We start from the raw sequence: 15,304 nt of genomic DNA on the forward strand, positions 1-15,304 counted from the left end.
ATAGATAAAAGTGAAATTGATCATTGATTTTAACCTAATTTAACACTACAATAATTAAAGCTTTTTTTCAAAACAGACACTATTTTCTATACCTACATATTGCCCATAGTTTCCTGTTTGCAAATAACCATTTCTTTCATACAATTTTATGGCCTCAGGTTGACGCTTGCCAGTTTCTAACACACATTTTTTGTAGCCTAATTCTTTTGCCCAGTTTTCTAACTCTATTAAAATTTTGGTTGCATATCCTTTTCCACGGTGTTCAGGTACAGTATACATACGCTTTATTTCCATATTATCCTTATCAAATCGTTTAATAGCTCCACATCCAACAGGAATGCCATTCTCATATAGTACTAATATATGTTTTAAACTATCAATGTTATTAAATTGATGATAGAAAGCATGCTCATTGCCATCACGCTGTGCTAAATCGGCATCTAACTGCTGTACCAGTAAAACAAAATCTTTATGTGTTGAATTCGTTCTTATTAGTTCCATGACATTTTTAATAAAATAAGAAATTGTAGAACCTTATATTATTTGTTGAGCTTATTGTAAAGAAGAAAAATAGCGCCTAGCCATATAACAACGCAAATGATGACGAAAATCGAAAAGTAAAGTACTATATCATCTACGCTCATTGCCTACTAGTTTTAAAAAAATCATTATGCCAATAAGCATAGGCGCCCATAACCCAATAAAAATACCATGAAGATGATTGCCTGAAAGGAAAGTATATTCTGCAACGATTATAATAACAAAGCATAATAGCAACATCAAGACATAACCGATACCTAATTTTTTGATAAAATTCATTTTGTAGCTTATTTTTAATACTTTTCTAAGATACTTTTTTATTCTCATTATTAAAAATCACAATTCATCCCGCCAATTTTACAATTCAGTAATTATTATTATCCAAGACCCTTTTGATCATAGACATTTGTATTATAAAATCAACCTAAATGTCACAGTTGTTAAAAATCATAATTTTCTTTTTTGTAGTTCAAGTATCTGGTCAAATAATCATTTCCGGCAAAATAAACGATAAAAAAGGAAACCCAATTGAAGGTGCCAATGTGTATTTAGAGAATACCTATGATGGGGCTACAACCAATGCTCAAGGCATGTTCAGTTTTAGCACTGAAGAAGCAGGTACGCAAACCATAATAGTTTCAAATATTACTTATCAAACGTATAAACAAACCGGTGAAGTAAATACACTCACCAATTTAAAAATAACATTAAAAGAAGCATTAAATACTTTGGATGCAGTTGAGTTATCTGCAGGTTCTTTTCAGGCAGGTGATAATTCTAAAATATCTGTTATGAATCCATTAGATGTAGTTACTACAGCAGGTGCTGCTGGCGATTTCATTTCTGCATTGCAGACTTTGCCAGGAACACAATCTGTAGGCGAAGATGGACGACTTTTTGTTCGCGGTGGTACCGCAGAAGAAACGCAAGTTTTTATTGATGGATTACGAGTATTTCAACCATTTGTTCCTACAGCCAATAATATGCCCACTAGAGGTCGTTATTCCCCATTTTTATTTGATGGTATAACATTCAGTACTGGTGGTTATTCTGCAGAATTTGGCAATGCTTTATCTAGTGTATTGTTATTAAATACCATCGATGAACCTACTGAAAATAGAACAGACCTATCAATAATGTCCGTTGGCTTGGGAGTAGGCCATACTAAAAAATGGAAAAAAGATGCTTTAACGTTGAATGCTTCTTACGTCAATTTAGCACCCTATAATGAATTAGTACCAGACAATAATGAATGGCGTAAATTGCCAGAAACCATTGCTGGAGAAGCTGTATACAGGCATAAAACAGCTAAAGGATTATTTAAATTTTACTCAGCATTTGATTATATCAACTTTGATGTTGCACAAGAAGATATTAATTTTGAGGAGTTAGTACGGCTAGATCTTAAAAATTACAATTGGTACACCAATACATCTTATGATGGCTCTTTAGGAGAGATTACGAAGTTAACAGCTGGAATCAGCTATAGTAATAGCAGAAATGATGTAATTCTACATTCAACTGATATATCAAATACGGAAAAGGCACTTCATGCCAAAGCCAAATTAAAACATTCATTTAGTAACTGGTTTAAGCTGAGTTATGGGGCAGAATACTTTTCAAAAAATTTTTCTGAAGACGGCCTTGTGGAACAATTCACATCATTTGCATATAATTTTACTGAAAATGTTGCTGCTGCTTTTGCCGAAACAGATATCTTTTTTTCCAATGACCTGGCAGCAAAGGTTGGAATCAGGACTAATTACAATGAATTGTTTAACGAATATACATTAGCACCAAGATTTTCATTAGCGTATAAGTTCAATAAATATGCACAAATATCTTTGGCTTATGGAGATTTTTACCAAAGTGGACAAAATGATGAACTCAAGCTTTTTCAAGATTTAGAAAGTCAAAAAGCAACACATTATATTTTAAACTATCAATATAAAAAACGAAATAGACTATTTAGGGCTGAAATTTTCCGTAAGGATTATAATAGTTTATGGCAATATGATACAGAGTTTGGAAGACCTGCTGGAAATTTTAATTCGCAAGGCTCAGGATATGCCCAAGGTATTGACTTGTTTTTTAAAGACACCCAAAGCATTAAAAATTTACAGTATTGGGCTTCGTATTCATATTTAGATACCCAAAGACGGTATCAGGATTTTCCCACAAAGGTCGTACCTGATTTTGCTACTAAGCACAATGCAAGTTTAGTAGGTAAGTGTTGGGTGCCTAAATGGCGCTCGCAACTGGGCTTAACTTATTTTTATGCTAGCGGTAGACCTTATAATAATTTAAATAGTACTCAATTTATGAATGCTAAAACTAAGGATTTTCACAACTTAAGTATTAATTGGAGTTATCTGATTTCTCAACAAAAAATACTCTATGTATCGGCTCAAAATATTTTAGCTTTTAATAATGTATTCGGTTATAATTATGCCACCTCTCCGGATGCAAATGGTATATTTCAAAGACAAGCAATTGTGCCGAGTTCAAAGCAATTCTTTTTTGTTGGTTTTTTCTGGACGTTTAGCGATAATAAGAAAACAAATCAACTAGATAATCTGTAGATTGAAAGCAAAGTAATAGTAACAAAGAATAGTTTCTTTTTCAAAAAGTACATAATGAGTAATTATCTCCTACTATACAATGTCAATTCCAATTCTGCCAATGATAGCCTTTGATATTCTGGTTTTTGATCTTTTACTTGTCTTGCAAGGTTAATAACTTCAAGGTAGTTCTCTAACTTTTCAATTTGGGTCCATGCATAGAGAGGAGGAGGAGTAATATTCAATTGTTTTGCCTCTTTATGCAATATTTGCTGAATCAAACGGTCAACCGGAAAGTGTGGAGGAGTAGGTACTAATTTTAAGCACCATAGATATTTCAAAAATAAATTCAGTACTTTTTGACTTACACCTATATTTAATTGTTCTTTTTTGAGAAGGCTTCCATATTTTTTGGTATGCTCAGACAAGGCAAGAATGTTTTCCAAATGTTCCTTTTCTGTAATTTCTTTAAAATACTGCGCTTGAATAAGACTTTCTAAATCAATTTTTAATTCATTTTTAAAAGCTTTTTTTTCTGCTTCGTTAGCACTTGGTTTATAAATTCCGGCTCGCTGAAAGGCTCCAGCTATTGCTAACTGCCATAATTCATTGATTATAAAATCGCTTTTCATTTTGTGAATGTACACTTTTTTATCAAAAATAATTGGCAGACTATAAGTGTATTTTTTTGAATGGAGATTTCCCTAATTAGGAAAGGAAACGCTTTTTTAGTTGTAGCCAATCTTCTTTTAAATGCCCTTTTACCAACCAAGCAATTGCAAATGCATAGAGCGCAATACTCTCTAGTATAAACGTATAACCTGGTATTAGTACATCTAAATCAAGTTCAGTCCATTTGTCAACTGCAAAAAGTAAAGCTATAGTAACAACACAAGCCCAAACTATATAGCCACAAATTTTATATAACCTGTTGTATTTTCTTCTTTTTGGCTGTGTGCTTTTAGTAAACTTGTAAACACACATCCAGCCTAGAATAAATATAAAAAGACCAGCACAAATGAGGTGTATGGTATTGTAGAATCCATCTTGATGTCCAAATAAATAGTCATCAATACACTTAAGCGTTTCATCTCCAGAATTACAACATGAAGTTGGAATAATAACTGTAACCAAGGCAAAGAAGCCAGCCATATTTGTTAATGCGTTATCGCTTAATTTTTCTCCTTTTTCCGGCCGATATCCTTTATAGGAAAGCAAGACTAATCCAAAAGCAAACAATATGCCAATGAAAAACACACTACCATTGGTATAGTAATAATGACTTATAGATGCTAACAGTTGATCATGAAAAAAATAAATTATTGTAGGTAAAGATATTCCTAGTATACCAATACACTTTCGCAACCTATAATCTGTCTGTGAAATTTCATAAAGTGCTTCCATACCTATTATAATCAATATGTAAGTTTCGGAATAATTTTGAAATAATACAATAGGATTTTTCCTATTTCTTTAGAGGTTTTTCCCCTTTTTTTCGATCTTAGTTACAATTCATCGTTAAAAAATGACAATTCAGTCAGATGCAATTTTAAAATGGTAAGTATCATCTCATCTTTGAACTATAATTTAAAAAATCAAAATCATGATCAGACTTGTCACCCTTTTAATCATTATTGCATTATCACAATTAGCCAATTCGCAAAGTAAATTTGACCAAGGCATGCAAAAGGCCTTTAGTCTTATGCAAGAAAATAAAAATGATGAAGCAGCAAATGTTTTAGAACGAATTACTGCTGCCGAACCTACCAATTGGCTACCAGCCTATCATTTGGCTTTACTAAAAGCTAGAACTTCATTTACAATGAAAGATAAAGCTAAGCAGGAAGCACAAATAAAAGTAGCTGAAGATTTAATCGCTACTGCAGATGCTTTATCACCTGATAATTCAGAAATATATGTGGTTAAAGGAATGGTAAACGTAGCTAAGATAGCTTCAAACCCTATGGTATACGGTGCCTCATTATCAGCACCAACTGAGCAACTATATAAAAAAGCTATTGAACTAGACCAAAGCAACCCAAGAGCACATAGTGGCTTGATAGAATTTCAAATGGGAGGCGCTCGCTTTTTTAAGCAAGATTTAACTCCTTATTGTAACCGCTTACAAGAAACTATCACATTGTATGAAACTTTTGAGCCTAAAGGAAAGTTTCATCCAAATTGGGGCAAGGAGTGGACGTTGCAAGTATTGAAAGGTTGTGGCGATAAGACCATGAAAAAAGAAAATAGCTCTGGTGTGACCATAGAAGCAATAGTAACGAATGTATTAAGCGAAGGCGGAGATGTTATTTTTGGCCTATATGATTCAGCTGAAAGTTTTAATAACAAACAACCAATTATTACTAAAAGTGTCAAAGCTGAAAAAGGAAAAGCTACAACTAGTTTTGAAAACATACAGTCAGGTACTTATGCTATTATTGTATTACATGATATGAATGGTAATAAACAAATGGACTTTGATGAGTTCGGCAGGCCAAAAGAATATTATGGTGCTTCAAATAATGTAATGCGCATGGGGCCGCCAAATTTTGAAGATGTAAAGTTTACAGTTGAAAACAAATCTGTAACTTTAGAAATTAGATTTTAATAACATTTAGAAAAGCTTTCTTTAGAGTCCTTTTAAAAGTGAAAACAACCAAAATGATTAAAAATATTGTCCTATTCTTTATTATGTGTTTGCCTCTTCTAACACAAGCTCAGGACACTAAAGTTTTAACTATAGATTTTGAGTCAGTGAACTATAATACCGGGACAATTTATGTAGCCCTGTATAACAGCAAAGAGAGTTTTTTAAAAACTCCTTTTAAAGGATATAAAGTAGTACTTATAGAAGGCAATGCAAAATTGAATTTAGATAATCTCACAATTGGTGAATATGCAGTTTCGTCATTTTATGATAAAAACAATAATGGAAAGTTGGATATGAATTTTCTAGGTATTCCCAAAGAACCAATCGCAATAAGTAATAATGCTAAAGGATTTATGGGACCACCTAAATATGAAGATGCAAAATTCAATATTAATTCAGATAAAACCATTAGTATTAAATTTAAGTAATGAATAGGTTTAGAAAGACATTAGTAATAGGTTTTGGCATTAGCATTGCCATTTTCGCAATGAATGTACTATACTATTTTTTTGCAGGTAGACCATTTGGATTAAACAGACAGCTGCTGATTATGTTTGGTTATAATGTTATGTACTGCGTTTCGCTAACTTATGTAAATGCCTATTTATTTGATTACCTAAACGAACGTACCTGGGAAAAATATGCTAAATATAGATTAGCAATTGGAGCGTTAGCAAGTGTTGTGTTAACAATGATAGCCATTTTTATACTTCGCATGATTCAAGAGATAGGCATTGAAGGAGAGAGTTATGCTGAGTTTATTACAGAAGAGCGATTAAATGGCACTTTTTATTTTACAGCACTGCTGCTAACAATTTTGATATCTGTATTCTTTCATGCTATTTATTTCTATCAGGAGCTTCAAAAGAAGAAGGTAAAAGAACAAAAGATTATAGCGGGAACTGCTTCAGCACAATTTGATGCGTTGAAAAACCAGCTTGATCCACACTTTTTATTTAACAGCTTAAATGTATTAACGAGCCTGATTGATGAAAACCCGGATGCTGCTCAAAAGTTTACCACATCCTTATCAAAAGTATACCGATATGTTTTAGAGCAAAAAAATAAAGAATTAGTATCTGTTGATGAAGAGTTACAATTTGCAAGAACTTACGTAAGTCTCCTGAAGATGCGCTTTGAGGATAGCATTAAATTTGACATTCCTGAAAAGGCTAGTAATCCAGAAGCACGAGTGGTACCTCTGTCATTACAATTGTTATTAGAAAATGCTGTAAAGCATAATGTAGTAAATACTTCAAAGCCTCTACATATTAAGATTTATGAAAAAGGCAATGCATTAATTGTAGAAAACAATTTACAACCAAAAGAAGTTGTAAAAAAGAGTAGCGGTGTAGGCCTGGTGAATATCAAACAGCGTTATGATTTATTGACTAAAAGAACTGTAAGCATAGAAAAATCACCGCTGAATTTCATGGTTGCCTTACCTATGTTAACAAAAAGAATATCTGTTATGCAGACACAAGCCAACTATATAGAAGATAAGCGCTATGCACGTGCCAAAGAACGTGTAAAAAAGCTAAAGGATTTTTACTCACATTTGTATTCATATGTAATAGTTATTCCGATTCTCATATTTATTAATTACAAAACAACTGATTTCCCTTGGGCTGTTTTTCCAGCACTCGGCTGGGGGTTTGGATTAACGGCGCATTGGTTTGAAGCAAATGGTAAGACCCCATTTTTAGGAAAAGCTTGGGAACAAAAGAAATTACAAGAATTATTAGATGAAGAGCAACAAGAACAACAGTATTTTTAGTTATGAAACGATTGGAAAGTAAATACAGTAATGAGGAGCGTTATAAAAGAGCTCGAAAGAGAATAGATGAAATGAAGGGATTTTACTGGAACCTCTTCACCTATGTTTTTGTAATTCCTTTATTGGCAATAGTTAATTTATTAACAACAGATTTTCCATGGGTTATTTTTCCGGCTTTAGGGTGGGGTTTAGGCGTAACAATTCATTGGTTTGTAGTGTTTAAGCGAGGCTCTTTTTTTAGCCAACAATGGGAAGAGCAAAAGATTCAGGAGTTTATGGAAGAGGAAGAAGTACACCAAAAACAATTATACGAATAAAAGATGCAAATTTTTTTAAGTAGAGAAATTAAGTATATGAAAGAATTAGGAAATTTTGACAGAGAAAACAGATACCTACGTGCAAAAGAACGCGTAGAGGCATTAAAGAAGTTTTATACTGACCTAATATGGTATATTGTAGTTGTAGGTTTTTTAGCCTGGATAAACTATTATACTAATGGTTGGGGCTACATGTGGTTTCTATGGGTAGCTTTTGGCTGGGGCATTGGCTTGGTATTTCATGCTTTAAAAGCTTTTCAATTGAGTCCGTTTATGAACAAACAATGGGAAGAGCGTAAGATTCAAGAGTTTATGGATCAGGAAGAAAATGAAGATTTAGTAATTAAAAACCGTTGGGAATAAAGGTTATGAGAGAGACACCATATGATAGAGCAATTAATAGAGTAAAAAGAATCAAAGGTTTTTATACGCATTTGTTAATATATGTACTGATAAATGTTACTGTTACTACCTTAAACATGGTGCTGAATCATGATATTAATAACTCTAAAACATTTTTTCAGGCACTAGGTCATTTTAGTACGTATTCAACTTGGCTATTTTGGGGAGTTGGATTACTTATTCATGGCTTAAGAGCTTTTGAGATTATCCCTTTTAAAAATAAACAATGGGAAAAACGAAAAATACAAGAGTTTATGGAAGAGGAAGAAAACGAAGATTCAATGGCTAGGAGTCGTTGGGAATAAAAATTAAAAATTATGAAACCGGTAGATAGAATTGAAAATGAAAATTATATACGAGCCAAGAAACGTGTTGAGCAGTTAAAAGGATTTTATATTCATGCTCTGATATACGTAGCTGTAAACCTTTTCATTACTGTAAGTAAGGTAATTCGAAATATATTTAATGGTGAAACTTTTGAGCAGGCCTTTTTTGAAACAGGCACTTATTTTGTTTGGATAGCCTGGGGTATTGGCCTGGGTATTCATGCTATCAATGTGTTTGGATTTAATTTCCTGTTTGGAAAAGAATGGGAAGAAAGAAGAATAAAGAAGTTTATGGATAAGGATAAATACTAAAAACAAACATACAGCGAATGAAAGTAATTATTATAGAAGATGAAAAACCTGCAGCACGTCGTTTATCACGTATGCTAGAAAAAGCAGAGGTTATTATTGATACTATGTTACATTCTGTAGAAGAATCTATTAACTGGTTTCATAACAATGAACATCCTGATTTGATATTTTTAGACATTCAGTTATCAGACGGACTTTCTTTTGAAATTTTTGACGAGATAAAGATCAGTAGCTCAATTATTTTTACTACCGCTTATGATGAATATGCTTTACAGGCATTTAAATTAAATAGTATTGATTACTTGTTAAAGCCAATTGATCAGGATGATCTTGAAAGAGCGGTAAAAAAGTATAAGGATTTGGTGCCTAAATCACAAAATGTACAGGTGAATTTTGAAGATATAAAAAAGCTATTGACCAATCCAATTGAACGTGAGTATAAAAAGCGATTTACCGTAAAAGTGGGTCAACATCTTAAAATGATACCTATTGACACAATTGAATGCTTTTATAGTGAAAATAAAGGCACATATATACATACCAAAGAAAATAGAGATTATCTAATTGATATGACTTTAGAGCAACTTGAAAATGAATTAGAACCCCAGACATTCTTCAGAGTGAGCCGAAAGTTTTATGTAAATGTTAATGGAATTAAAGATATCATTGCCTATACCAACTCGAGGCTGAAATTAAAATTAAATAGTTACAAGGAGCAAGAAGTCATAGTTAGCCGTGAACGTGTTCGTGATTTTAAAGATTGGCTAGAGTAGACATAAAATCTTTAGAATTTCTTTAGTTTTTATTTGTTGATTTACGCAACTTAAAAACTCCCTAAATTCTCTCATTTGAAAAAGCTCATTTTATCGTTCATTTTTGGTCTATTTATATTTTGTAGTGTGCAATCTCAAAATGTGAAATATATCACTACAGCGCCTGATGGTTCTGAGGCGTTAACTATAACTGAAAATTCAATAACAAATACTTTGTTACTTGATTCAGCATCAGATTTCTACAAATATGAAATTTTAGATAAAACTACGGGTGAAGCTATTTATAGTTCTTTTAATAGAGGGAAACATTGTTCTTTAGATACTTCTAAAATTTCAAAAGGTAATTACAATATACGTCTGTTCACTAGAAAGTTTATTATTACCTCAGAAGTTTCCATAGGTTTACCGGCACTATTAACTGAAGACAATTCTATTGCAATGATTGAAAACTAGAAAAATTAAGAGTAATCTATTTAATTTTCAAAAAAACTAAACATACTGCCGCCATACCTCTTTGAGTAGGCGTATTTAACAAGATGAGATAAATCAGTATCCTTGGTATGTTCTATAATTAATAAGCCATCATCATTCAAAAGATTTTTTTCAAAAATTTGATTAATTATCCATTTAAATTTATCTTCTTCAAGCGCATATGGAGGGTCGACAAAAATAATGTCAGATGTTAGTTTTGTCTTTTCGAGGTACTTAAATACGTCTGCTTTAATTGGATGAATATTCAGATTAAGTTCTTTAGCAGTCTTATTAATAAAGTGAATACACTTTGGGTGCCTGTCAACACAAGTAACTTGATTAACTCCTCTTGAAGCAAACTCAAGACTAATACTACCAATTCCTGCAAATAGATCTAAAATATTTAAACCTTCAAAATAATACTGATTATTTAAAATATTGAATAAGGCTTCTTTAGCCATATCAGTTGTTGGGCGCGTAGGAAGGTTTTTGGGCGCATTGAATCGCCTACCTTTATGTTTGCCAGAAATGATACGCATTAATATTGGTGAAGTAAGGTGAAAAATTGGCGTTTTATTTCCTCCGTAAAAGAATCTGAATACTTATACTTTGAACGGTTTTCAAGCATACTTACATTACGAATGTATTTATATGTAATGTTGTATAGTTCATCATCTTTTTCAACATTTCCTAAAAATTGTAATTCAAATTTTTCGGGATTCATATTTAGCTGCTCAGCTGTAAAGAGGATATAGTAAATAAAATCCTCTTTAGTTTTGTATTCAAAAGTATTATAAAGCTGCAATTTTCTATCAAATATTACAATCACTTCAAAATGTCTACTACCAACGTTTACAAACATGTGGGGTATCAAACTATACTTGTAGATATCTACCAGATTTTCTACTAGCACAGTTGAAAAATGCTTGTACTCAAACTCACTGAAATGATCAATAAAAAAGTTGTTTACATTTACATAGGGTACATAAACGTTTACCATTTCATGATTTTTTATCTCATCATAAACAAAATAGTCATGCTTTAGCACCTTGTTATTATAAGCAAGATACGCACTCATTTTGTCTTCTTGAAATAAAGGTTTAGGAATTAAAGTAGAGAGATTATTAGTATGGGTGATTGTAACACTGTCGTACTTTTGTTTTAGTAGTTCATTATCTGCAAAAACTTTATTTAAATTATCAATAAGTTTTTGTGGGGTATAACTGTCTTCTTTAAAATGGTAATTATGTAAAGTAGTATACTTTTTTTCATCTTTATCTAAGACACAAAAAGAAAATCCACCCAAACTAAATTGGATGGATAAGTGGTTGAATTCAGATTTTTCGTCTGAACTATTCGTTATCTTTAGCTTCTCCTGTATCATATATTTGAGGCCAGTTTCCATTTGTTTTAACGTCATCTAAAGAACCTACAGAAATAAACTCTCCAGTTACTTCAGGTGCAATAGCCTCTACTTCTTGTTTTATTAAATGTCTTGACAATCCTTCTAATATAACTTTCTTAGGTACTTTTACTAAGAATACAGGTGATTTTACACCTGCAACTTTTTCAACATAACCAGTCTCTAGGTCAAATTTTGCATCCGTACCAGGAACGTTAAACATACTTTTATAATCTCTTCCGGCAAAAGAAGCACGCACATCCTTATAACCTATGGTATCTACCACACGTTTTTCTACTTCTACCATTAATGGTTGAAAAGCAGTACCTTTATTTTCTTCAACTACAATATTTTTAGTCTCAGTTACAGCAAACTTAGCCGTATCAATAAACTTAATTAAATTCTCAGGTTTGTTGGTAAAATCACCAGTTACTTCCTTATGAGCAATCATCGCATCTCTAATTGTTTTTAAATTATCAATCACAGGTGTATAGCGCTCTACTTTCTCTTTATTAAATTCAATAGGCCCCATAATTCCTTTGTAGATCTTAAAACCTAAAAATACGGCCAGTAACAATAAGATAATTGAGATTACCGGTCTGGCTTTAGGAGATACCTTATTAGCAATAACATAGGCCAAAACTCCGGTAAGAAAAATAGCACCTAGAATAATTAAGATTGTCAGCATTATATAATTTATTTGTTGGTTATAGGCAAATCTACAAAATTTTTTTAATGGTTAAAACTTTTAAGCATAAATCAATTTGTACCTTTGGGCTTCATTAGAAATGCTAGATGATTAAGGATTCAAAAGCTTTTTATGGGGCATTATTAGAGAAATTTCCTTTTACCCCAACTACCAATCAAAACATCTTACTACAACAACTTTCTGAATTTGTTTTTAATACTAATGACAAGCAACTTTTTCTGTTGAAGGGATATGCCGGTACTGGTAAAACTACCACAATTAGTACCGTAGTTAATACCTTGTGGAAAGCTGGAAGGAAATCAGTACTGCTTGCCCCAACAGGACGAGCGGCAAAAGTTATTGGTGGTTATGCCAATAGGCAAGCATTTACTATTCATAAAAAGATATATCATCCTCGTAAAAAAAGTAATGGTAGCGTATCTTTTGTCTTACAGAATAATAAGCATACAAATACTGTTTTTATTGTTGATGAGGCTTCTATGATTCCTGATAGAGCTGCAGATGCTCGACTCTTTGAAAATGGATCTTTGTTAGATGATCTTTTGTTTTATATCTACTCGGGGAAGAACTGTAAATTAGTATTAATTGGCGATACAGCGCAGTTACCACCAGTAAAATTGGAGTTGAGTCCCGCTTTAGATGCCAATGTTTTAGAACTTAATTACCATAAAGAAGTAATAGAGCTAGAGTTAGATGAGGTAATGCGCCAAACTGAGGATTCGGGTATTTTGAATAATGCTACGCGTTTAAGGATGAACTTAGCTGAAGGCGGCCCCGACAGCTATCGGGGTGAATTCAAATTCAATGTCAATTTTCCTGACATAATTCGGTTAACGGATGGTTATGATATACAAGACGCTATTCAAACTGCTTATGATACTGATGAAGGTGTAGAGGAAACTGCATTTATTGTTCGTTCAAACAAACGAGCAAATCAATACAATCAACAAATCCGAACAAAGATTCGAGGTTTAGAAAGTGAAATTGCTACGGGCGATTATGTGATGGTAGTAAAAAATAATTATTTCTGGTTGAAAGACTCTTCTGAAGCTGGTTTTATTGCGAATGGAGACATCTGCGAAATCCTTGAAATAAGAAAGTATCAAGAATTGTATGGATTTAAATTTGCAGAGGTAAAAATACGTATGGTTGACTACCCCAATCAAAAACCATTTGATACCGTGTTATTATTGGATACACTTGCTTCTGAAACGCCTTCATTATCCTATGAAGATTCTAATCGTTTATATGAAGAAGTCAAAAAAGATTATGAGAATGAAAAGTCATCGTATAAAAGATTACTCTCTGTAAAGAAAAATAAATACTTCAATGCCCTGCAAGTCAAGTTTTCATATGCTATGACTTGTCATAAATCTCAAGGAGGGCAATGGAAAACAGTTTTTATTGAGCAACCTTATTTGCCTAATGGTCAAGATATCTCCTATTTAAGATGGTTGTATACAGCAGTAACCAGAGCACAAGAAAAATTGTATTTAATTGGGTTTAAAAATGAGAGTTTTGAGGGTTAGTTTGTTATAAGCTGATACTGCTACTACCTACTATTTTTGTATTTCTGTTTCTTTTTAGCTAATTTTAAAATGATCAACCATTGTATAAAGCTTCATGGATTCAAAAGATACTGTAAATCTCATTGACTTATTTAGAGATTTAGTTTGTAGTTTACAGAATTATGCAGCTCAGCAACATATAAACCTTGAATTTCACAATGAGTTAAATAGCCTGGAAGGTGCATTTAATTCTCAAGAAATTTTTGATCAGTTTTCAACCTTGATAAAGAGAATCATCTCTTATACACCACAAATACAGAGTGTTTCTGTTTGTTTGAATTCTAATGAACTTAACAGCGAGGTATTATCTGTAGAAATTATAAATACAGGAATCAATCTTCATAGAATGCGGCAAATCATTAATGATATTACATATGATATTACTGTTCAGGGTACTGAAAAAGGTGGTACAGCGTATTGGGTAAAGGTTCCGTTTGGAGAGTTTACTCAGATTAAAGGACTTCAAAAGATCACAAGTGAGAATAACCTGGGGTATACTCCATATTATAAGGAGATTGAAACCAAACTATCTGCCTACTTTAAAGAAATAGAAAATCTACAGACAGCTGCTGATGAAAAAGGAGTAAAGGAAGGCGTGTTTCTAAGAAAAGTAAATGCCGTGATTCAATCTCGCATGAGCGATAATGCTTTTAAAGTGGACGCACTGGCTTCAGCTATGGCTTTAAGTAGAGCGCAGCTCTTTAGAAGGATGAAAGTGCTGACTAAGATGTCACCAAGTGCATATTTATTATACTTCAGGTTACTTGTAGCTAGAGATCTATTAAAAACAAAACGGAATGGATATAATGTTAGTGAAGCTGCCTATCAAGTTGGGTTTGTGAGTAAAAGTCATTTTAGCCGTTCTTTTCAAAAACAATTTGGGGTTTCTCCATCTTCTTATAAAAAGATGCAACGATAAGGCAACTAATCGCAACAAAGAGTCAAAAACTATATATCATTTGCCTATAATTTTGGTCAACAAAATACTATCAAAATGAACAAGATCAAAGAAAACAAAGAATTTATCATTAGGTATTTTAATGCCATGTCTGGTGTTGTAAAAACGGAAGAGTTAAGTAGACAATACATGTCTGATGAGCACTTAATAGAGCATATCAATTTTTTCGAAGGAGCATTCCCTAAATATGAATTATTTATTGATGAGCTCATTGGAGAAGAAGAAAAAGTTTTGGTACGAGCACGTATGAATGGTGTTCATGCCGGAGAATTTAATGGTATACCCCCTACGGGTAAAACAGTAGATTTACCTTTTGCGATACGTTATACTATTAAAGATGGGAAAATTGTTGATCATTGGCTAATAGCAGATCAAGTGCTATTATTAGAGCAACTTGGTGTAAATCAGTCAAATGAAAAAGAACAGCAAGTGGTATAGGCTGCAAATAATTGAATTCCTACCCTCTAGGTTTGTTGGAAGTTAGAAAAAATAGGATTTTTCCTTATAAGAAATAGGAAAAATCCTCTTGACCATTTAA

Annotated in this window: 19 protein-coding genes; 13 read left to right on the forward strand and 6 right to left on the reverse strand. The window is 32.5% G+C overall.

All coding sequences use genetic code 11. The features are described from left to right. Positions 1 to 54: 54 nt before the first annotated feature. A complete protein-coding gene (locus AC1EU5_RS08750; protein ID WP_480191999.1) occupies positions 55 to 501 on the reverse strand; it encodes a GNAT family N-acetyltransferase in 447 nt (148 codons plus the stop codon). A gap of 467 nt (positions 502 to 968) precedes the next feature. Here AC1EU5_RS08750 and AC1EU5_RS08755 point away from each other — a divergent pair, with 467 nt between their 5' ends. After that, entirely contained in the window at positions 969 to 3,122 is a 2,154-nt protein-coding gene (locus tag AC1EU5_RS08755; RefSeq protein WP_480192000.1) for a TonB-dependent receptor, read from the forward strand. A gap of 62 nt (positions 3,123 to 3,184) precedes the next feature. On the opposite strand, the gene AC1EU5_RS08760 is transcribed toward AC1EU5_RS08755, so the two are convergent. Next, on the reverse strand, positions 3,185 to 3,733 hold the full coding sequence (locus tag AC1EU5_RS08760; protein ID WP_480192001.1) for a hypothetical protein: 549 nt from the start codon (positions 3,731 to 3,733) through the stop codon (positions 3,185 to 3,187). Between the two features lie 76 nt (positions 3,734 to 3,809). Further along, the gene (locus tag AC1EU5_RS08765; RefSeq protein ID WP_480192002.1) at positions 3,810 to 4,505 is read right to left on the reverse strand and encodes a heparan-alpha-glucosaminide N-acetyltransferase domain-containing protein; all 696 of its coding nucleotides are present in this window, start codon (positions 4,503 to 4,505) and stop codon (positions 3,810 to 3,812) included. Between the two features lie 199 nt (positions 4,506 to 4,704). Between AC1EU5_RS08765 and AC1EU5_RS08770 the strand changes: the two genes are divergently transcribed. The 9 genes from AC1EU5_RS08770 (at position 4,705) to AC1EU5_RS08810 (ending at position 10,111) form a co-directional block, all read left to right on the forward strand. Further along, positions 4,705 to 5,709 (forward strand): DUF2141 domain-containing protein, encoded by a 1,005-nt coding sequence (locus AC1EU5_RS08770; RefSeq protein ID WP_480192003.1) that lies wholly within the window; start codon positions 4,705 to 4,707, stop codon positions 5,707 to 5,709. Positions 5,710 to 5,747: 38 nt separating this feature from the next. After that, complete coding sequence (locus AC1EU5_RS08775) at positions 5,748 to 6,179, forward strand: DUF2141 domain-containing protein (protein ID WP_480192004.1); 432 nt, start codon at positions 5,748 to 5,750, stop codon at positions 6,177 to 6,179. Then, positions 6,179 to 7,528, forward strand: coding sequence for a 2TM domain-containing protein (locus AC1EU5_RS08780; RefSeq protein WP_480192005.1), 1,350 nt, complete (start codon positions 6,179 to 6,181; stop codon positions 7,526 to 7,528). Before AC1EU5_RS08775 ends, AC1EU5_RS08780 begins: the two co-directional genes overlap by 1 nt. 2 nt (positions 7,529 to 7,530) lie before the next feature. Continuing rightward, positions 7,531 to 7,845: a 2TM domain-containing protein gene (locus AC1EU5_RS08785; protein ID WP_480192006.1), complete on the forward strand. Its 315-nt coding sequence runs from the start codon at positions 7,531 to 7,533 to the stop codon at positions 7,843 to 7,845. A gap of 3 nt (positions 7,846 to 7,848) precedes the next feature. Beyond that, the gene (locus AC1EU5_RS08790; protein WP_480192007.1) at positions 7,849 to 8,208 is read left to right on the forward strand and encodes a 2TM domain-containing protein; all 360 of its coding nucleotides are present in this window, start codon (positions 7,849 to 7,851) and stop codon (positions 8,206 to 8,208) included. Between the two features lie 5 nt (positions 8,209 to 8,213). Further along, complete coding sequence (locus AC1EU5_RS08795) at positions 8,214 to 8,552, forward strand: 2TM domain-containing protein (RefSeq protein ID WP_480192008.1); 339 nt, start codon at positions 8,214 to 8,216, stop codon at positions 8,550 to 8,552. A 12-nt stretch (positions 8,553 to 8,564) separates the two neighbouring features. Next, positions 8,565 to 8,885, forward strand: coding sequence for a 2TM domain-containing protein (locus AC1EU5_RS08800; protein WP_480192009.1), 321 nt, complete (start codon positions 8,565 to 8,567; stop codon positions 8,883 to 8,885). A 17-nt stretch (positions 8,886 to 8,902) separates the two neighbouring features. After that, positions 8,903 to 9,658 (forward strand): LytR/AlgR family response regulator transcription factor, encoded by a 756-nt coding sequence (locus AC1EU5_RS08805; protein WP_480192010.1) that lies wholly within the window; start codon positions 8,903 to 8,905, stop codon positions 9,656 to 9,658. A gap of 75 nt (positions 9,659 to 9,733) precedes the next feature. After that, complete coding sequence (locus AC1EU5_RS08810) at positions 9,734 to 10,111, forward strand: hypothetical protein (RefSeq protein WP_480192011.1); 378 nt, start codon at positions 9,734 to 9,736, stop codon at positions 10,109 to 10,111. Positions 10,112 to 10,131: 20 nt separating this feature from the next. Here AC1EU5_RS08810 and rsmD read toward each other — a convergent pair whose 3' ends face one another. Genes rsmD through AC1EU5_RS08825 form a run of 3 tightly spaced genes read right to left on the reverse strand, consistent with a single transcriptional unit; the run spans position 10,132 to position 12,219 of the window. Further along, entirely contained in the window at positions 10,132 to 10,668 is a 537-nt protein-coding gene (rsmD, locus tag AC1EU5_RS08815; protein ID WP_480192012.1) for a 16S rRNA (guanine(966)-N(2))-methyltransferase RsmD, read from the reverse strand. Next, positions 10,668 to 11,513, reverse strand: a complete 846-nt coding sequence (locus AC1EU5_RS08820; RefSeq protein WP_480192013.1) for a DUF3822 family protein — start codon at positions 11,511 to 11,513, stop codon at positions 10,668 to 10,670. Before AC1EU5_RS08820 ends, rsmD begins: the two co-directional genes overlap by 1 nt. Further along, on the reverse strand, positions 11,482 to 12,219 hold the full coding sequence (locus tag AC1EU5_RS08825; RefSeq protein WP_480192014.1) for a hypothetical protein: 738 nt from the start codon (positions 12,217 to 12,219) through the stop codon (positions 11,482 to 11,484). The genes AC1EU5_RS08820 and AC1EU5_RS08825 overlap by 32 nt, the downstream gene beginning before the upstream one ends. A 107-nt stretch (positions 12,220 to 12,326) precedes the next feature. Between AC1EU5_RS08825 and AC1EU5_RS08830 the strand changes: the two genes are divergently transcribed. The 3 genes from AC1EU5_RS08830 (at position 12,327) to AC1EU5_RS08840 (ending at position 15,204) form a co-directional block, all read left to right on the forward strand. After that, complete coding sequence (locus AC1EU5_RS08830; protein WP_480192015.1) at positions 12,327 to 13,769, forward strand: ATP-dependent DNA helicase; 1,443 nt, start codon at positions 12,327 to 12,329, stop codon at positions 13,767 to 13,769. 94 nt (positions 13,770 to 13,863) lie between these two features. After that, positions 13,864 to 14,727, forward strand: a complete 864-nt coding sequence (locus AC1EU5_RS08835; protein ID WP_480192016.1) for a helix-turn-helix domain-containing protein — start codon at positions 13,864 to 13,866, stop codon at positions 14,725 to 14,727. Between the two features lie 75 nt (positions 14,728 to 14,802). Beyond that, positions 14,803 to 15,204, forward strand: coding sequence for an ester cyclase (locus AC1EU5_RS08840; protein WP_480192017.1), 402 nt, complete (start codon positions 14,803 to 14,805; stop codon positions 15,202 to 15,204). The last annotated feature ends 100 nt before the right edge of the window (positions 15,205 to 15,304 follow it).

It is taken from the genome of Maritimimonas sp. 2405UD52-3 (assembly GCF_056591715.1).